The organism is Pseudomonas sp. PS02303 (genome assembly GCF_029959925.1).
In the GTDB taxonomy this organism is placed as follows: domain Bacteria; phylum Pseudomonadota; class Gammaproteobacteria; order Pseudomonadales; family Pseudomonadaceae; genus Aquipseudomonas; species Aquipseudomonas mandelii.
Map to the genome: position 1 here is coordinate 1 of NZ_JASCOM010000120.1, position 18,617 is coordinate 18,617.

The 18,617-nt window shown below is 56.5% G+C and carries 17 protein-coding genes; 10 read left to right on the plus strand and 7 right to left on the minus strand.

Features of this window, described 5'->3' with window-relative positions; all coding sequences use genetic code 11:
• Positions 1-40 precede the first annotated feature (40 nt).
• The 3 genes from QMX98_RS22055 to QMX98_RS22065 are packed head-to-tail and all read right to left on the minus strand — an operon-like array spanning position 41 to position 6,701.
• Positions 41-2,593 carry a Z1 domain-containing protein gene (locus QMX98_RS22055; RefSeq protein WP_282411372.1) on the minus strand — a complete coding sequence of 851 codons (2,553 nt, stop codon included), beginning with the start codon at positions 2,591-2,593 and terminating at the stop codon, positions 41-43.
• Positions 2,590-4,089 carry an ATP-binding protein gene (locus QMX98_RS22060; protein WP_282411373.1) on the minus strand — a complete coding sequence of 500 codons (1,500 nt, stop codon included), beginning with the start codon at positions 4,087-4,089 and terminating at the stop codon, positions 2,590-2,592. The genes QMX98_RS22055 and QMX98_RS22060 overlap by 4 nt, the downstream gene beginning before the upstream one ends.
• A complete protein-coding gene (locus QMX98_RS22065; RefSeq protein ID WP_282411374.1) occupies positions 4,086-6,701 on the minus strand; it encodes a sigma-70 family RNA polymerase sigma factor in 2,616 nt (871 codons plus the stop codon). Before QMX98_RS22065 ends, QMX98_RS22060 begins: the two co-directional genes overlap by 4 nt.
• A gap of 519 nt (positions 6,702-7,220) precedes the next feature.
• Here QMX98_RS22065 and QMX98_RS22070 point away from each other — a divergent pair.
• The 3 genes from QMX98_RS22070 to QMX98_RS22080 all read left to right on the plus strand — a co-directional run bounded on the left by QMX98_RS22070 (position 7,221) and on the right by QMX98_RS22080 (position 9,822).
• On the plus strand, positions 7,221-7,640 hold the full coding sequence (locus QMX98_RS22070) for a very short patch repair endonuclease (protein WP_282411375.1): 420 nt from the start codon (positions 7,221-7,223) through the stop codon (positions 7,638-7,640).
• Positions 7,641-8,029: 389 nt separating this feature from the next.
• Positions 8,030-8,539 (plus strand): Bro-N domain-containing protein, encoded by a 510-nt coding sequence (locus QMX98_RS22075; protein ID WP_282411376.1) that lies wholly within the window; start codon positions 8,030-8,032, stop codon positions 8,537-8,539.
• 293 nt (positions 8,540-8,832) lie between these two features.
• Positions 8,833-9,822 carry a hypothetical protein gene (locus tag QMX98_RS22080; protein ID WP_282411377.1) on the plus strand — a complete coding sequence of 330 codons (990 nt, stop codon included), beginning with the start codon at positions 8,833-8,835 and terminating at the stop codon, positions 9,820-9,822.
• A gap of 6 nt (positions 9,823-9,828) precedes the next feature.
• Here QMX98_RS22080 and QMX98_RS22085 read toward each other — a convergent pair whose 3' ends face one another.
• Entirely contained in the window at positions 9,829-10,644 is an 816-nt protein-coding gene (locus QMX98_RS22085; RefSeq protein ID WP_282411378.1) for a sulfite exporter TauE/SafE family protein, read from the minus strand.
• Positions 10,645-10,756: 112 nt separating this feature from the next.
• Here QMX98_RS22085 and QMX98_RS22090 point away from each other — a divergent pair, with 112 nt between their 5' ends.
• The 3 genes from QMX98_RS22090 to QMX98_RS22100 all read left to right on the plus strand — a co-directional run bounded on the left by QMX98_RS22090 (position 10,757) and on the right by QMX98_RS22100 (position 12,219).
• Positions 10,757-11,524 (plus strand): helix-turn-helix transcriptional regulator, encoded by a 768-nt coding sequence (locus QMX98_RS22090; protein ID WP_154501426.1) that lies wholly within the window; start codon positions 10,757-10,759, stop codon positions 11,522-11,524.
• Between the two features lie 93 nt (positions 11,525-11,617).
• Positions 11,618-11,935 (plus strand): helix-turn-helix transcriptional regulator, encoded by a 318-nt coding sequence (locus QMX98_RS22095; RefSeq protein WP_010457271.1) that lies wholly within the window; start codon positions 11,618-11,620, stop codon positions 11,933-11,935.
• Between the two features lie 11 nt (positions 11,936-11,946).
• Positions 11,947-12,219 carry a hypothetical protein gene (locus QMX98_RS22100; RefSeq protein ID WP_282411379.1) on the plus strand — a complete coding sequence of 91 codons (273 nt, stop codon included), beginning with the start codon at positions 11,947-11,949 and terminating at the stop codon, positions 12,217-12,219.
• A gap of 101 nt (positions 12,220-12,320) precedes the next feature.
• On the opposite strand, the gene QMX98_RS22105 is transcribed toward QMX98_RS22100, so the two are convergent.
• Together QMX98_RS22105 and QMX98_RS22110 are read right to left on the minus strand one after the other, a co-directional pair.
• Entirely contained in the window at positions 12,321-13,850 is a 1,530-nt protein-coding gene (locus QMX98_RS22105) for an amidase family protein (protein ID WP_282411380.1), read from the minus strand.
• Positions 13,851-13,963: 113 nt separating this feature from the next.
• Complete coding sequence (locus QMX98_RS22110) at positions 13,964-15,040, minus strand: MBL fold metallo-hydrolase (RefSeq protein WP_083375918.1); 1,077 nt, start codon at positions 15,038-15,040, stop codon at positions 13,964-13,966.
• Between the two features lie 213 nt (positions 15,041-15,253).
• Here QMX98_RS22110 and QMX98_RS22115 point away from each other — a divergent pair, with 213 nt between their 5' ends.
• Positions 15,254-15,862, plus strand: coding sequence for a TetR/AcrR family transcriptional regulator (locus QMX98_RS22115; RefSeq protein WP_282411381.1), 609 nt, complete (start codon positions 15,254-15,256; stop codon positions 15,860-15,862).
• Between the two features lie 139 nt (positions 15,863-16,001).
• A complete protein-coding gene (locus QMX98_RS22120; RefSeq protein WP_077748664.1) occupies positions 16,002-16,538 on the plus strand; it encodes a DUF1003 domain-containing protein in 537 nt (178 codons plus the stop codon).
• Positions 16,539-16,545: 7 nt separating this feature from the next.
• On the opposite strand, the gene QMX98_RS22125 is transcribed toward QMX98_RS22120, so the two are convergent.
• On the minus strand, positions 16,546-17,487 hold the full coding sequence (locus tag QMX98_RS22125; RefSeq protein WP_282411382.1) for a LysR family transcriptional regulator: 942 nt from the start codon (positions 17,485-17,487) through the stop codon (positions 16,546-16,548).
• A gap of 15 nt (positions 17,488-17,502) precedes the next feature.
• Here QMX98_RS22125 and QMX98_RS22130 point away from each other — a divergent pair, with 15 nt between their 5' ends.
• Positions 17,503-18,210 carry a CTP synthase gene (locus QMX98_RS22130; protein WP_282411383.1) on the plus strand — a complete coding sequence of 236 codons (708 nt, stop codon included), beginning with the start codon at positions 17,503-17,505 and terminating at the stop codon, positions 18,208-18,210.
• Positions 18,207-18,536, plus strand: a complete 330-nt coding sequence (locus tag QMX98_RS22135; RefSeq protein ID WP_282411384.1) for an antibiotic biosynthesis monooxygenase — start codon at positions 18,207-18,209, stop codon at positions 18,534-18,536. Before QMX98_RS22130 ends, QMX98_RS22135 begins: the two co-directional genes overlap by 4 nt.
• Positions 18,537-18,617: the final 81 nt, after the last annotated feature.

Genomic DNA, 18,617 nt, shown 5'->3' on the forward strand with positions numbered 1-18,617 from the left:
TTTCGGGTAAGAGCTTCGTTGGCGCATGGAAATCCTGACGTTAAGGGCGATCGCGTCCGCTTAAAAATACGCGGACACCATCGCCCTTAATGCTGGAGTTCGGAAGGTGTGTTGGCTGGACGCTTACTTTCGTTGAAGCTGTTCCTCCAGGAAAAATGTGCTCATCTCCTTCGCCAGTCCCTCCACCAAGCAGCGCGACGCTCCATTTCGCCAACTGCCCAGTATCAACCATCTTTGAAATAAACTCGTGCAGCACGGGGGCCTTGGCGCTGGTGGCGTTCGGATGAGTTGCGTAATCCCCGAGAAACGCGAGCACTTTGTCTACATCCACGTTTTTCCACAGGCGAGCATTTGGCCAGGAGTCTGGATCGCCATCGCGGCCATATTTCGGTGAATCCTCACACGCCCTCCCTAGCGACCCAATCAAGGCGTCTGTAGCGTCTAGATTCTGCTGCTGAATCTTAGCGTTGCGATGGAAGACGATAGTCTGCGGGCGCGTGCCGCTATAAGTTAATGACAGCGTCTGTGCGTTGCGCATCTTCAGAGGAGAGGTGACTGTGAGTACCTCATGTGACATCACCTTGAGGCCGTATTGCTCCGGCGTTAGCTTGGCTTCGGCCATGAAGTCAAACTCATCCCGTAATTCCTCCGATGCATCTGCAATGTGGCAGAACCACGTCACCAGATCGGGTGAAGTGTAGAGCCGACACAGGTCTAAGTAGCCAGGACGGTAACCAAACCAGCGCCCCATTTGCATGAGCGTGTCGTACATTTTCGTCGTGCGTACGAAGTAGCTCACACACAACCCCTCTAGTGTCAGTCCCCGGGCGAGCTTTTCTCCGCCTACTGCGATCACTCTTAGAGCGGCCCCTGGCGTTGCATAGTCGAGCACGTCCTTAGCCTTGCCGTTGATTGGGCGAACTTTGATGTCATCCAATACATCAGGCAATACTGCTTGGATCTCGTCCCAGCTTGGCATCGCTGACGGCCGTTCCTCCACTGGTGAGAGCTCCGCAACTTGGTCGCGAATGGGCACGAAATCCTCATTCCAGAGCCGACGCAATTGAGTCAGTATTTCGTCCGAACCAATGCCCCGAATGACTCGCTGCCGCATGCGGCGCACGGCCTCTTCAACCTGCTCGCAAACATGACTCTGGACATCGACGTAACGGGTAACGTGGATCAGCATAGAGCTGTGCTGGTCCCCTTGGCCACGAAGTTCTCTGGCTGCACACGCGAGCACGAAAGCGCAGATAGCCTCTTGCAACGAAGGCGGAATAACTTCCTGGCCGTTGTAAGTCGGGACGTGGATCTTGGGATGTTTGGGCGGCATCCAGCCAGAATCCAACTCTGGATCGTAATGGTCCAGAATATCTCTCGAAAGAGGTAGTGCCCTTTTACGTCCGTCCTTGGTTAGCTTGCCAAACATACGGGCGGGACCTACGTAGTTGGACGGTGCCGCCAAGTTGATTATAAAGGACCTAGGAAATAGATCCGGACCTTCCTTAGCTGTCTCCCCCTTATGGTGAATGAAAATGTTAGCGAAGGGCGTCGCCGTATAGCCAACGTAAGCCTTGCGAGTGAAGGAATGTAAAACTTGGCGGATGAGACTGTTGATTGTTTTGGGTTGGTGCTGCTGGTCCGGCGTCCCGTCATCGTTGAACATCTGCTCGCCCGTATCAACAGAGGCGTTGTCTGCCTCGTCATCGATCATGAGCAGCGGAAGCTTCGTCACGAGCTTACGTCCATCACTCGCGCTAGTGCTGTCGGCCACACGAGTTTGAATCCAATTAAGCAAGGCTGTAAGAACGCTCTTCTGCTTCTTAACCACAAACAGCCAAGGCCGCTCTTCGGGCGAAATGCCATGAAAGTGCTTTGCGATGGCCTTGCTAAAGTCACCGTTGTTTGCGCGTGTGGTTGCGGAGTTAGTCTTCAAATCCTCCCCGAATTCTGCAACGCCAATGGGCATACCCGGGTCGCGGTCGATGGTCGTCTCGTAACCTAAGAAGCTTTCTTCTAGCCGCATCTGAGTCTGCGAGCGCAAGTTGTTGTGCATGCCTGCGAGTACGATAATGATTTTGTAGCCCGCGTCGGCCGCCTTGCAAATGAGACCGGAATAGTTACTGGTTTTCCCGGATTGCACATGCCCAACAACAAGTCCTCGACGATCCCAATCATCTTTCCGTTGAGGGTCTTCCAGCAGGCCGAGGATATCGTCGGTGGCTTCATCGAGCCCTTCAACCACTGTGTCGGAGAGCTTCGATTCCAAGAAGTCCCGGTAGCGCCGCCAGTATTGCCAGTCGCGTTTGCGCGCCGCAGTGAGCCAGTCGAAGTGGCCCGCGTTGTCTTTGAGCGTGGTTGACTTTCCGATCCAGTGGCTGAAGCGCTGAATCAGCGTAGCGACGGCCTTTCCTTGGTCGACCACGTGTAGTGATTCGCTAGCGAACATTGCCGTCGCAAGTCGGACCTTCTCGGCAATGAAGGTCGGGGTAATTTTGGACTTATCCTTCTCGGCCTTCACCAGCCGCTGGGCAGTAGCGATAACATTTTCGAGCAGCTCCGCTTGCACTGCTGTCTCTTCCGCTGAGGTCATTCGTTCTCCCCTAATTTAGCGATCAGTGCTGGATATTTTTGAAATGGTTCGGTCCTTAGCATGGACTTTCGAGCTTCTTCGACGCTCAACCCCTTGCGCTCGATTAAGTCAATAAATAGTACGCTTGCGACCTCGATCACAGCCGCGTTGGGCTCCCCCTCGAACCCGGTGCGTGGCGTTTCTTTGTTCTCGGCTGTATCGAGCCATATCCGCTGTACAGGCACAGTTTCCTCGACGACCCGTAGCATGGCTCGAACGAGGCTTGCATTGCCGCTAACAGCCTCAATCACCGCCGCTACCGCCGGATGTCTCTCATCAATGCGGTAGCGAACACCATCCTTTAACCTATCGACACGCCATGCTTGTTGCTCAATCTTGATCCCTCCAGGCCCTGGCATAGGCGAGCCCCGAAAAGCAAAGACTCTTCTGGCTCTTTCTCTCGTATCCTCAGCCAATTTCGTAAGCCATGGACGCACTGTTACGGGAGGCCGGGCGGTGGACTTCTTGACGTCGATCTTCCAAGCGGAATCGGCTGTATTAGGAATGTCCAACCTGATCCTGGCAAGCCGATGAGGCTCCTCTCGGTTCCATGCACGTCCCTGTCCAATACCAAGCCACCCGCCAGCCAGAAGCAGACGATGATTGCGATATACGTAAAATCCTTGTTGAGAGGTCCACCCTTCTGCCCCACCCGACCTACGGAACTCCTCTTCAGAAAGCCGATCCTTGTGAGGTAAAACGTGGCATTGAGCCTCCACGAGGCCTGATGACGTGAGGATTCGGGCTACTGGCGATTGCCACGGCTTCGCAGGGTGCCCAGTCATAAAGGGATCCCATGGATTAACCATCTTTCCGTTGAGTAACAGCCGAAAAACCGGGCTCGGCCCTTCTAACAGGCGATGGAAGACCATTGCCAAACGTAGCTCAACTTCGTCTATCAAGTCGGCAAAGTGATTAGGGGTATAGCCAGTCGTGACGATTCGATCCAACTTTTCCCAGAGGACTATTGTTCCGGAGTGAAGTGTATCAGCCGGCCCAACGAATGCTTCGGAGCCAGGAGCTGCCCCCTCAAACATCCTCCATCCAATGTCCGTCGAAGCAGCTATGGCATCGAGATCCCAACGCAGACAGGAAACAGGACCATTCATCCGTCTAGATGCAACAGTGAGACAGCGACACTGAGAGAAGGATGCGGTTTTCAAGCCCATCCCAAAACGACCGAGATCACTAGCCGCACGGTCATCAAGGGGACTCTTAGCACCAAGAGTCATTGCTGCCTCTAACTCGGCGTCGTCCATGCCTTGCCCGTTGTCCAAGATGGAAATCCGACTTTTCTCACCATCCCAGGCGAACGTCACCTGTATTTCTGTCGCTCCGGCGGAAACACCGTTGTCAATCACATCAGCTAAAGCTGCGGAGGTCGAATATCCGAGGCCACGTAGGGCTTCCAGCATCGCGCCGGCTCGCGGCGGGGCATACCTAGTGCGTTCGTTCATTTGACGTAAGTAGTTCCAGAAAGAAGGGTGAAACCGATATCAACCATCCGGCGGGCCACACTACAAACTCGAGCATCCGGCTGTGCTGGCAGTAATACTTGAATTCGGCCATCACCAGAAGGTTGCTCTTCAACGCTAAGGCCAAGAGCCCTAGCCTCATCTAGAAGATCGAATAAACGTCGCTCCTGAGAAATGATACTTGTCTCCTCCGGAGACTCGGACAAAGCAGGCTCATCTAAGATCTGATGGATAATCTCCAAACTCTCAGCTACCGAATGAGGAGGCTCATTCGCACCGAGGTTTTTGGCACGGCCAGTTATGACTTCCCCTGACTGTTCCCCGGAGGAGAGGGACTGTTTTACCTCGAAGTAGTCGCCCACATACAAGATTAACTTTTCCATTCTTATCGGATGGCATAGTTTTTTAAGTGCCTTGGACTCGATTTGTCGAATACGTTCACGAGTAACGTCAAATAAGAAACCAATCTCTTCCAAGGTCATGGCGTCATCTTGGCCCAACCCAAAACGGAGAGTAATGACCTTGGCCGAACGCTCGTCAAGTTCTCCAATCATGTCTAACAAAATTGCCCGTAAAGAAGCGTTTTCTGCAGCAATCGCCGGGTCTGATGGCTCCTCCTCCATAAGAATATCGAGCAGGGAGGTTGTGGAGTCTTCAAAGCGTTCATCCAAACTGCTGACCTTCTCGAATACGGTCAAAAGAAGCTTGAGCTTATCGAGGGCTATCCCCGTCCGATGGGATGTCTCGCGCTCGCTTTCAGCTCCCCCCCTCTGAAATTCGAACTTATCCCGTTCACGTAAAATACTCCTTGCCAGGTCTTGCATGTGAACGGGAACACGGACCGCTCGCTCCTGATTAGCAATTGCACGCGTAATTTGCTGGCGAATCCACCAAGTCGCGTAAGTGGAAAACCTGAATCCTTTGCGCCAGTCGAAGCGTTCGACCGCCCTCATTAGACCTATATTGCCTTCCTGCACAAGATCATCAAAAGGAAGCTCAGACCACCGATACTTATTGGCTATAGAAAGCACCAAACGAAGGTTGGAAAGAATCATCCTTTCCCGCGCCGCTTCCTGGCGTTGAATTGCAGCAGAGAAGCTTGCACCTGCCAAATCACAATCTGCCTTTCTCGAAATCTCGATGAGAAAAACTCGGGAAAGATTGGCGGCAGCAAGTGCATCACGGACTTTCAAGGAGTCATTGCCGGCAGAACGTGCAGCTGAAACTGCAGAGACAAAGGTTGCTGCAACCGAATCAAGTCCGAATTCATCGTCCTCGTGCTCAACATCCTCACCGGAAGATGTCTCACTAGCGCTCTCGCTACCCTCACCTTCGCCAACAAGATCATCTCGAGAGATGAACGCCTCATGACTTGCTTCGCCGCGAGCTACCTTGTCGGCAGCTTCAAAAACGACGCTAAGGCCCAAGGGCCAATTCGAGAGCGCATCCAGCGCCTGCCTCTTGGCGTCCTCCATTTCCCGGCCTAACGCTAATTCCTCTGCTGCCAGGAGTAGGTCTTTTTTCAACCCCTTTGCGTAGAATCTCAGCGGCTCATTGCGACCTGATGCGAGGTTTTCAACGAACTCCAAGGCCTCTGATAGCCCAAGTTCTTCGTCAGCAGTCGGTTCAAGAAGATCCGACTGCTCGGCCGACCCCGTCCACTCATCGATCACAATGCCGAGATCGCCCAAAACGAAAGTTAGAAGACGTTCAGTATCTTCATTGCGAGAAGTATCAACTTCTCGACATACATCGATAAGAGCTGTCTCGGATACAGTACCTTCGCGCAATCCCCGGAAGAGCAAGCCACGGATACCCTCGCCATCATCACTCGCTAACGGAACCGCCCTTTCTGGAAGAAACAGATCGACATCGTCCCACTCCACATCGGTGTCGATCGCCTTGTGATGACCTATCGTTCCTTGAAGCGTGCCGATTTCTTCGGCTACGCTCATGTCCCCATTTGGGGCAATCGCTTCGGACTCCGCTACCCAGTCATCTTCGAATCCAAAATCGAGAGGCTCATCGTCTAGGTCAATTAGATTTGAACGTGTCTCTGCTTCGCCATTCACGACGACATGCTCGCCTGCTCGGAGGCAAGGCCGCTCCTCGCATATAGCGGGCTCAGCTACTGGAAAAGCGTCAGACACAACGACTTCATCGACCTGAGACGCCACATCAGCCCTTTCATCCTCCGCATTGTGATACGACGATTCACTCGAAAAGGAGAGATGAAAGGACTCCGTCGCCTGCACGTCGGTCTGAGGCCAATCCTCATCAGTTACGTCGTTTTCATTTACCTGGACAGAAGAGTCAAGGGCCTCTCTCAACAGAGCGATACATTGGGCACACTTCCCCATCTCCGCGTGTTGGAGAGCGTTCCGGCCTTCGGGGTCGAGAAGCTCCGGCTTCGCGCCAGCAGCGAGAAGCAGCTGCACAATGCCTTTTTTCCTTCGAGCGCAGGCCAGCATCAGAGGAGTAGCGCCTCCTCCGTCGCGTGCGTTGAGGTCGTCACCCCGCGCTATGTGGAGTTTGACTGCGACCTCGACACCGGCGATGGTCGCCATGCGCAATAGAGGGTTGAGCTTAACCACGGAGCGACCGACATACCCATGAACTCGCCTCATAGGTCGCTTCCGCAACATAGGCTAGAGAGATGAGTTGGCTGCAGATATCAATTTTCAGGGGCGAATCCTTGTCCATGTTGCACTCCTCTAAGACTCGCGACTCATAGCCAACCTCAAAGCTGGTATGACCTCAAGGAAAAAGTAATTGAATGTAAGACCTTCAGAAATCAATTATGTGGATATGGCATTAAGAGGCTTGAAATGGCCCAATGCCATTCACAATATCCACTTGTCATAAGCGCGTAAAGGAAGAGCGGAGCCGCCGCCAGAGCCCGGAACAAAAAAACCAACGGTGATTGAAAAATCTTGAGTCCAAGCGGAGCGTATCGGTACCGTCCCCGTAGGAGAGGTTGCTGCATTGTGCAAATGAATCCAGTCACTATAGGGATCAACCTGCGCGAACTTCAGCAAAGAGAAAGCTAAATTAACTAAGGCGATACAGATCAAGAAGTTGAGTCAATGGACAAGCCCGGACGCATAATTTGAATGAGTGCAGATACAGTCACCCCAGAGCACCGCTCCAAGATCATGTCGATGATCAAAGGCAAAAACACGAAACCTGAAATACTCGTGCGATCGGTGTGTCATGAGTTGGGGCTTCGCTATCGTCTGCATCGAAAGGATCTGCCAGGTAAGCCGGACTTGGTTTTCCCCAAGCACCGGCTATGCCTATTCGTCCACGGCTGCTTTTGGCATAGGCACCCCGGATGCAAGTATGCGTATACGCCTAAGAGCAGGTTGGATTTTTGGCTACCAAAATTGGCAAAGAACGTCGAGCGAGATCTTGATGCACAGCAGGCACTAATCGCACGTGGCTGGAAAGTGGTGATCATTTGGGAATGCCACACCAAAAACAGAGAAGTCCTACGTACCGAGATACAGAAAACGTTCGGTTTGAATGCCTAAGCCCTACACATTCTCGGCGGAAAAATGATGAACGATTTTGAAGGGTTGACCGTCCGGCATTGACCCCCTAGGCTCTCAATTCGGCGCCTAAGAAACGCCTCAACCAGAGCGGTCATCCGCACCCGAGAGTCAGCGGCTTTTTTTCGCCTGCGGTTTTGCTACGCCTGCGAGAAAATCCCCGTTATGTCGGGAGTGGGCGAATACAAGACCCGAAAGGGGAATATGTCCGGCCCGTCTCTGGTGGGTTTCTTAGCTCCCGACACCCATAACGAATGCCCTAAGAAAGCAGCCAGAGGTAAAGGAAATGCCTGACAACCTGACCTTCATGATGAAGGTAAATCGCCGTACCCATACGTCCAATCGCGTGCTTCCGCTTCAGGAGGTTCGCCATGTCTGAACCGCTCGTTTCAACCCTTTTCACCCGTCATAACATCCACCTTCACGCCCTTCTCGTGGAAAACCAAGCATGGTTCTGCGCTCATGACCTCGGACGATTGATGGGCAAGTACCTTGATGAACGCATGTCTCGCAAGCTCGATGCAGACCAGCGACAGATGATGCTCGTGAATGCTCACGGCACTGCTGAAGAGCGGCTGATGATCAGCGAGTCAGGCGTCTACGCACTGCTGGTTTATCACTATTGCCCGGAGTATCGGCTGCTGAGGGAATGGCTGACGCACCAAGTAGTTCCGGCGCTACGTGATGCGCGTCCATCACGATCAGTTGAACGGCCAACGTTGAGCGTGCTGGACTGGCCAAAGATGTCGCTCTGCATGTTGCACTGGCAGGATGAGCCTTGGATTCGGTTGCGGGACATGCCTTGTGTGTTGGCAGATGATCCATTCAATCATCGCGGATCCTGGTGGCGAAAGGTGTCGCGGGTTTTGCGCGGGTTCTGATCGCCTATCGCAGTGAAGTGAATATCCGCTGCTTGAGTTTTGGGCAGCGGATTCGGTTGATGTCTCATGTTCAATTTTTTGGGGCCGCTCCGCGACCCAACGGGGATAAATCCCCCCACCACAAATTGGTGCCTGGCTTGGTTGCTGTAGTGATGTTGAGAATCGCGAGCAGGCTCACTCCTACAAGATTTGGTGTGTAGCCGCAAATTTCGCGCTGTGTTGAAAACATTCAGTGCAACCCGCCCCGCCTCCCGCTATTAATACCCTTCCCCACTCAAGGACCCGAGCCCACCATGAAATTCGACCTCGCCTACTGCCTCAGCCTCGACGATAAGCTGTCGATCTATGACGTGCGCGATCTCAATTTCGACGAAACCATGGAGTTCGATTCCGCCAAAGAACACTTCCAATGCCCCAATGACGCCTGCCGCTTGGCCTTCGATGCGGCGAATGTGCTGACGACGTTCAACGCCAAGAACGTGAATTACGTTCGCACCCCGCACTTCAAGAACACGCCCAGCACTCGGCATGTGGCGGATTGTCCTTATGTCAGTCTCAAGGCGTCGGCGTCAGGTGTGGACGCGGACGGTGCGGAAACGGATGACAGTCGCGAGGAGCATTTCCCGTCGGAGTTGTTGCTGACTCGGCGTGAGTATGTGCGTAAGCCGTCGAGCCCGGCGGTGGCGGCGGATGTGGTGCGGGACGATCCGACGCCAACCACTGAGGCTAGCAATACAGAACACCCGAGCCGTGAAACAGCGCCGGACAAGACCAGTGTCTTCGCCCATCCGGTGGAATGTTTTGTGTCGAACTTCGAAGACAAGGACCTGCTCAAGCGCATGCCGCTGAAGATTGGCGAGCACACGGCGCCTTATGGGTCGTTCTTCAAGAAGATCGAATACCTGACGGATAACAAGGGGCTGATTTACTGGGGCAAGATCAAGGAGATCAAGGATTACACGCAGAGCTTTCGCATCGATTTCGAGCAGAAGGTCTGGTTCAAGCAGGCGGACGAGGCGAAGAAGAAGCCGTATTCAGTCAACGTTTACCTGAGCAAGAAGTTGATCGAGAACTACCGCAAGCGCAAAGCGTTTCTGGAAGAGATCAAGCATGCCATCGACAGTGAAGCGGAGTTGTATTGCTTCTTTTATGGCGTCACGCCGGAGTTGAAGCAGGTGCCAAGCAAGAAAAACCCCGAGCAGACGTTCGGGGTGTTCAGTGCGAATATCGAGAACCTGGATCACTTTATTATTCGGGAAGCGCCGGGGCTGGAAGCGAAGTAATAGCGCTCAACTCAGGCACATGCTGACCATCACCAACACCAGCAACCCCACATAGACCCGCGCATGCACCCGATCCGGAATCCGCCCGATCCAAGGCGTGGCCAACCGAATCCCCACCAACGATCCCATCGTCAACACCGCAAACGCCAGCAGATCCACATAACCGACAAACCACGGTCCCAGATCAAACTCGGTGAACCCCGCCATCGCCATGTAAGTCAGCGTCCCGGCCAACGCCACCGGCAGACTTAACGGATTAGCCATGGACGTCGCCTGACTCATGCTCAACCCGCATCGACGCAACAACGGCACAGTCATGACACTGCCGCCTACGCCGAGAAAGGTCGCGATAATGCCGATTCCTACACCACCGCCAGACACTTCCGCCCTCCCCAACCGTCGTGGGATTGTGGTGTCGGACGCTGTCAGAAAACCACGTCGGAACAGGCAATCCACAATGGTCACGCCCAGGTACGCGATGAAGGCATAACGAATCACCTCGCCACTCACCCACATCGCGGCGAGCGCTCCGAGGATTGCGCCCAGGCCGATGAACCCGCCCAGCGGCCACAGATAATGACGAATGAGATTACCGGCGCGGCGGTGTTTGCCGGTGGCGATCAGTGCGTTGACGATCATCACGCAGGTCGAAGTCGCCACGGCAATGTGCATTGCCGATTGGCTGACGGGGTCATCGGCACCATGGCTAGCCATGAGCATGCGATAAAGCAATGGCACCACAACGAAGCCGCCGCCAAAGCCGAACAACACCGCAGTGACGCCAGTCACGCACCCGAAAAATGCCAGCAGGAGATAAAACATTGCGCGTCGTCCGTTGGTTGAGAGCGGTCGACAATAGAGCGATGCGCCTTGGCCTGCTTCAGCAAGTCAGCCAATAACGTTCGCGTTTACGCCAACTGTTGGAAGACGCTCAATGCGCAATGTTTCGATTAATCTGCTGGATGACACACCGCGCTCGGTGGTGGCGGTCGGTACGGATTATTCCCACGGTCATGTGTTGCCCCGTCATACGCATCGGCGGGCACAACTGCTGTACGGCGCGACGGGGGTGATGCAGGTCAGTACGCACGATGGCAATTGGGTGGTGCCGCCGCAGCGGGCGGTGTGGATTCCGGCGGGGGTGGCGCATGAGGTGCTGATGCTGGGGGTGAGCACGCGCAGTTTGTATATCGAACCTGATGCGGTTGATCTGGGGGATCGTTGCCAGGTGATCAGTGTGTCGCCGTTGATGCGGCACTTGTTGATGGAGGCGGTGGAGATCCCGCTGGCGTACGACGAGGCCGGGCGCGATGGCGCGCTGATCGACTTGCTGTTGCATGAACTGGCGCGCAGTGCTCACTTGCCGTTGCACATTCCGTTACCGGTCGATGCGCGGTTGCTGGGGTTGTGCCAAGGCTTTTTGCAGCGGCCCGACGCGCATCAATCGCCGCAGCAATGGGCCGATCAATTGCACATCAGCTTGCGCACGTTCAATCGGCTGTTCCGTCAGCAGACAGGGCTGAGTTTCAGCCAATGGCGCCAGCGGGCCTGCGTGGTGCTGGCCCTGGCGCGGTTGGCGGCGGGGACGCCGGTGACGCGGATTGCGCTGGATTTCGGTTATGACAGCCCGGCGGCATTCTCGACCATGTTTCGCCGCGTATTGGGTCAGGCACCGTCCGTCTGGATGGAGGGGGCGACATAGAAAAAATCAAAAAATGAGTTTGATCCGGGCGCAAAACAACTGTACAAAACAACAGTACTTTTTGGATTAGCACTCTCGAGCCCGGAGAACACCATGGCCTCTCTTGCGATGAAAATCACCCTGGAACGTATCGCCCTTTTCCAATTCACCCCGGCCCACTGTGCCCAGGCCCGAGCGATGCTGGGTTGGAGCGTGGAAGAGCTCTCGGAGGAATCCGGTGTCTCCGTGGACGCCATTGTGCGATTCGAGGCCGAACGCGATGTGCTGGATGTCACCCGGCTGGCGTTGGCCTATCGGTTTGAATCGGAAGGCCTGGTGTTCTTCCCGGGATTTGCGCCAGGTCGGGGGATGAATGTGAGAGGGTCGACGCCTGATCCGGTGGGTCGGGCGGACTACGCGATGGTTGAGTGAGGAGTCAGCAAATGAATGGAATCGATGAATGCGACAGGCTTGGTCATCCGTCTTCGGGTGCTGCCGATGCGGGGGAAATGAGGGCCAAGGCCGAATACCTGATGAAGATCGGCATGCTGCTCGACACCGGTCAGTTGGGCAAGCTGGAAGCGGCGCAGAGGCTTGGACTGTCAGCGGGGGAAATGGATGAAATTCTCGACGGGAATGTTTGCGACCTGACGGTGGCGAAGATCGCGGGCCGCTCCATGGCGAGCGGCCCGACGGCAGAAGAAAAGGCGTTCTGAGGCGTGACTGGATCGCCCTTTCAGGAAGGCTCATGGCTTTCCTCGCAGGTGGAGCAGCCACGGCCCTTAACGCCAACCATCACCTGCCTTGGTCTTGGACCTTACTGCTCCCGAAACGCCGGATTCTGACGCTCTAACGACGCTTGTTCATAGCTGTAAGCCAGCGCCAGCAGTTGGGGTTCACTCCAGCGCTGGCCGAAAAAGAACACAGACGTTGGCAGTTCATCGCTGTTCATGCCCGACGGTACGGTTATGGCTGGATAGCCAGCGACTGCGGCACTGAATTGCGAGTAGCCATCGGCATCGGCGAACATTGCATCCAGATCATGTTCAGCCATTTGCTCATCAATGGCAGCCTTGAAGCTGGCACTGAGCACGCCGAACATCTCGGTTGCCTGCGCGTGGGTCATGTCCAGTTGGTTGATGTCGTTCAGCATTTGCTGCCCGTAGCCTTCGGCACCCGGATTCAGTTCGTTGAAATCGATCAACTGTTGAAGCGTCTGAATCGGCAACCCTGAGCGGCTGGCCAGGTACTCGGGCAGTTCATGTTTCATGCCTGCCATGAGGGTGTTGAAGTAGCCATCGATATCCGGCAGTCGGACGCTCAACGGCACCAGGGTCGCGCCTTGCTCTTCCAGTGTGGCCAATGCCATCAGGAATTCAAAACCGGGTCGAAGCACAGTGCCGTTGGTGCCGACGTACTCGGTCGGATAACCGATTCTTTTGCCTTGCAGTGCATCCGTGTTGAGCAGCGCGGTGTAGTCAACGCCCACTGGCGCATCGCTGGTGACAGGGTCACGGGCGTCAACACCTTGCAGGGCGTTGAACATCAGCGCGGCGTCACGAACGGTGCGCGTCAGGGTACCCGGCGTATCTTGCAGACGGGAGATGGGAATGATGCCCGATCGGCTGAACAGCCCCAGCGTAGGCTTGACGCCCACCACGCCATTGGCCGAAGCAGGGCACGCGATGGAACCGTTGGTTTCGGTCCCCATGGCCAACGGTGCGAAACCGGCGGCAACACCGGCGGCTGAACCCGAGCTGGAACCACAGATTTCGCCATTTAACACGTGGGGGTTTTTACCTTGGCCACCTCGGCCACTCCAACCGTGGGGCAAGCCCATTTCCCGGACGTAAGCCCATTCGCTCATGTTGGTTTTGCCGAGAATGACGGCACCTGCGTCACGCAGCTGTTGGACCACAAACGCGTCGTTCGCAGCAGGCTGGCCGACCATGGCCAAGGAACCCGCGCTCGTTTGCATCTGATCCGCCGTGTCGATGTTGTCCTTGAGCAGAACAGGAATGCCGTGCAGCGGACCACGCACTTTTCCGTCCTGACGCTCCTGGTCCAAAGCGGTGGCAATGTCGATGGCCTGTGGGTTGAGCTCGATAATCGCGTTGATCGTCGGCCCTTGCTTGTCCAGCGTGTGGATGCGCGCCTGCAAATACTCCACCAGTGTGACTGAGGTGAGTTCGTTGCGCGCCATCCGCTCGGTAAGCTCGCTGACGCTCGCATATTCGAGCGACTGGGCAGTGACGGAGGCGTTGCTGTCTGCGAATGCAGGTCCGGTGACCGATAGCAGAATGATCTGCGCCAGTGCCGTCATGCGGCTTTTTAAAACGTCCTTCATTTACAGCATCCTTGATATGGCTAATCGCGGGTGAGTCATTTCACCCGCCGCACAGCCTACCGAAACCGTAGGAAACGGCTGTCAGTCACAAGGAGCTGTCAATGTAGGAAACATCATCCAGACTTGTAGCCGCTACAAGCCAAACGCCCTTCTTCCTTCACTGTACTTTCCATTTCCGACCACCATGCGGCCCCTCGCTGTGGGTACATGACGTTGAACGCCTCGCCCATTTGCGGCGTGGTGATCGACACATTGCGTTCCCAGGCCAAGGCGAGGATCCGGTCGAAGGGCTCGAACCAGGCGTGCATCGACAAATCGAAAGTGCCGTTGTGGATGGGCAGTAACCAGCGGCCCTTGAGGTCGATGTGCGCTTGCAGGGTTTCTTCCGGCTGCATGTGAATGTGCGGCCACTCGACGTTGTAGGCGCCGGTTTCCATGAGGGTCAGGTCAAACGGGCCGTGCTGTTCGCCGATGCGTTTGAAGCCATCGAAATAACCGCTGTCGCCGCTGAAGAAGATCCGCGTGTCGCCATCGATCATCACCCACGAGGCCCAGAGCGTGCTGTTGCCATCGAACAGGCCGCGCCCGGAAAAGTGCTGCGACGGTGTGGCGATGAACTGGATGCCATCGACTTCCGTGCCCTGCCACCAATCGAGTTGGCGCACTTTGCTGGCATCGACGCCCCACTTGACCAGGGTGTCGCCCACGCCTAGTGGGGTCAGGAAGTAGTTGGCCTTGTCCGCCAGTGTGAGCACCGTTTGATAATCAAGGTGGTCGTAGTGGTCATGCGACAGGATCACCGCTTCTATCGGCGGCAAGTCATCGAGGCTGATCGGTGGCTGGTGGAAACGCTTGGGGCCGGCCCATTGCACGGGTGAAGCGCGCTCGGCGAAGACCGGGTCGGTGATCCAGAATTTGTCCCGCAATTTGAGCAGTACGGTGGAGTGGCCGAGGCGATAGACGCTGTGGTTGGGCGCGGCAATCAACGCGGCGTGGCTCAGGGCTTGCACCGGGACGGGTGCAGTTGGGCGAGTGTCGCGGGGTTTGTTGAAAATCATGTTCCACATGATGCGCAGCATTTTTCGCACGCCTTCACGTTGCACAGGCACATGATTCTGGAACAGTCCTTGTGCCTGACGGGAAGCTTCGGGTGTGGAGGCATTGTCCGCAGGGGAAATTGAGTCGGCCATGTCTGAGTAACTCCAGAAAAACCGCAAAGCGCGGATTTCACGGTGGGACGATAATTGGCCAAAGCACGCACGCATCAGCCGGAGATTCTAGTATTCACTGCACAGGATTAACGAAACATTACACTGCACAGTGTAGTTTCTAGGTTGCATCAAAGCGGATCACAAGTAAACTGCCGAGTGTAATTCTTCTCTGCCGACTGCCGAAGCGTACTTATGACAGCTCCACAGCGCCTCACCGACCGAAAACGCGAAGCCATCATTCAGGCGGCGATTGCCGAATTCCGTGCCAACGGTTTCGACATCACCAGCATGGACAAGATCGCCGCCACCGCTGGGGTGTCGAAGCGCACGGTGTACAACCACTTCCCCAGCAAGGAAGAATTGTTCGCCGAAATCCTCAATCAACTGTGGGCGCGGGTGACCGCCGAACAGGAAACGTCCTACCGCCCTGACCTGCCCCTGCGCGAGCAAATGCGCCAGATGTTGCAGGCGAAATTGCAGATGCTGGGCGATGACAACTTTCTCGACCTGGCGCGGGTGGCGATCGCCGCCACCATCCATTCTCCCGAGCGCGCGCAAAACATGGTGGCCCGGATGGGCGAGCGTGAAGAAGGCCTGACTGTGTGGATCCGCGCCGCCCAGGCGGACGGTCGGTTGAAGCCGGTCGCCCCCGAATTTGCCGCGCAGCAGATCCAGGGGATGCTTAAATCCTTTGCGTTCTGGCCGCAGATTTCCATGGGGCTGCCCCCGCTGTCAGATGAGATGCAACGCACCGTGGTGGAGTCAGCACTGGACATGTTCCTGGCCTGTTATCAGCGCTGAATCGAGCTGCCATAAATGACAATCTCTGCCGTAACACCGATCACAGCGCGCGCTGAATAAAACGCGGCAATGTGTTTCAAAATGAAAATGGCGCTGGGGCTATAGTGAACGTCAGTCCCAGCGCCACGCAGAGATCATCATGACCACGCCGACCCACGAAACCAAACCCGCCGCTGCCGTCGACCATCTGCGCTTTCATCGCCCCCATGCTCACTTGGAGCCAACGTTCGGCAACGACAAGTTCGCCCTGCGCGCAGAGGCCTTTGCACGGTTCTTCGGCACGCCGACCTTCCTGGGCGCCCAGACGCTGATCGTGGCGATCTGGATATGTCTTAACGTCTCTGGCGTGACCCAGTTCGACGTTTATCCGTTCATCCTGCTCAACCTGGCGTTCAGCCTGCAGGCGGCGTATGCCGCTCCCCTGATCCTGTTGGCCCAGACCCGTCAGGCGGCGCGGGACAAAGCCCAGACCGATGCCGATGCCCTGCACCGCGAATCCATCGCCGTGGCCAACAGCGAACGCCAGGCACAAGCGGCGCAGAACACCGCGCAACTGCTCGAGCTGCTTGAACTGAACACCCGGCTTACGGAAATGACCAAGAACCTGACCGAACGCATTGAAAGCCTGACCTCGGAAATGCATCAGCATTTAGTGAATGATCATCCGAAGGATTAGCACCCGGTCACGGCAGTCGAAGCGCCCGCCCCAGCTCATCGAACAACGTCACCACCGAGCGCAACGCGCGGCAGTCCGGACGGGTCAGCAACCAGAGCGCGGTGTCGTAACCGTGCAGCGGGCCAGTCAGTGGTTGCAGTTCATCACCGATCAAAAAGTCCGGTAACGCCGCAACGCCCAGCCCGGCACGCACCAACTCGGTCACCGACAGCATGCTGTTGCAGCGATAAGCCGGTGTGACGCCGGGCAGTTGCTGGCGCCGCCATGCCACGGTGGGGTGGTCGGGAAGAAAGTCATCCGGCGCGATCCAGGCCAGCGAGGCCAGGTCTTCAGGATCGACTGATTTCAGGTACGCCGCACTGGCACAGACCCGATAGGAAATATCCGCCAGACGTCGACCAACCAGATGCTCGGGCGGTGCGCGAGTCAGGCGCAAGGCGATATCGGCATCCCGACGGCTGAGGTTGGCGAAGTCGTTGGAGGTGCTCAGTTCGAGGGTCAGCGCCGGGTAGGACGGCATGAACTGCGCCAGCGCCGGCAGCAGCAACCCTTGCAGGACAGAATCGGTGCAGGTCAGCCGCACCGTGCCGCTGATGACTTCACCGCCCTGCTCCACGCCAATGCGCGCCGCGTCCAGCGCTTGTTCCGCGCGCTCGGCTTGCTCGGCCAGGGTCTGGGCGAGTGTGGTCGGCAGGTAACCGGCGCGGCTTTTTTCGAACAGTTGCTGGCCCAGCGCGGCTTCCAGTCGGCGAACCGCGCGAAACACCGTCGACACGTCGACCTTCAATAACGCCGATGCCCGGGCCAGAGAGCCGCCGCGCACCAAGGCGAGGATCAGCGCCAGGTCTGGATAGTCGAGTCGATAGTGCGTCGCTGCATTGATCACTTGGGATAACGCCAATATTGAATGCGTGAGCGCCAATCTATAGTGGGTGCCAGGAATCAACAAGCGTCGAGATCACTCATGGAAAACACCGCCCTGCGCATCGCCCTGATCGGTGACTACGACCCACAGGTCACCGCCCACCAAGCCATTCCCGTGGCGCTCGGCATGGCTGCCGAACACCTGAACGTGGATGTGCAATTTCAGTGGTTGGCCACCGATCACCTAAACGCCGCCACCCCGTTACACCACTTCGACGGCTTCTGGTGCGTGCCCGCCAGCCCTTACCGCGACATGGACGGCGCGTTGCGGGCGATCCGTTTTGCCCGTGAGCAGCAGCGACCGTTCCTCGGCACCTGCGGCGGTTTTCAACACGCGGTGCTTGAGTTCGCTCGGAACGTATTGGGTTGGGAAGACGCCGAGCACGGCGAAACCCATCCCGGTGCAGCACGCGCATTACTCACGCCGCTGACCTGCTCATTGGTGGAAGCAACGGACAGCATTCGCCTGGTTGAAGGCTCGTTGATCGCCAACGTGTACGAAAGCGCCGAGATCGTTGAGGGATATCGCTGCCGCTATGGCGTGAACCCGGCGTTCGAGCGTGAGTTATTGAGCCAACAGTTGTGCGCCGTTGGCCATGACTCGACCGGCGACCTGCGGGCGGTGGAGCTCCAGGGTCATCCGTTTTTCGTCGCCACCCTGTTCCAGCCCGAACGCGCCGCGCTCAACGGCACGCTACCGCCGCTGGCCCGGGCGTTGATCGAAGCCTGCAAAAGGCAACAGTCATGATTGCCGATACGCCATCAGCGACGTACTACGCGGTGATTTTTACCTCGCTGCGCACCGACGGTGATCAAGGCTACGCCGAGGCTGCCGAACGCATGCTGGAACTGGCCCGTGAGCAGCCGGGGTTTCTCGGTGTTGAGTCGGCTCGGGGTGAGGATGGGTTGGGAATTACGGTGTCGTACTGGGCCAGCGAGGCGGCGATTCTGGCGTGGAAACATCATCCTGAGCACAGTGCGATCCGTGAGCGGGGGCGGTCGACGTGGTATTCGGCGTGTCATACGCGGGTGTGCAAGGTTGAGCGGGCGTATGGGTTCAAGGCCGTAAAATGATGCGGTGTTCTTCTGGCCGCCTTCGCGGGCAAGCCTCGCGCCTACAGGTTGTCGGTGCCCTCTGTAGGAGCGAGGCTTGCC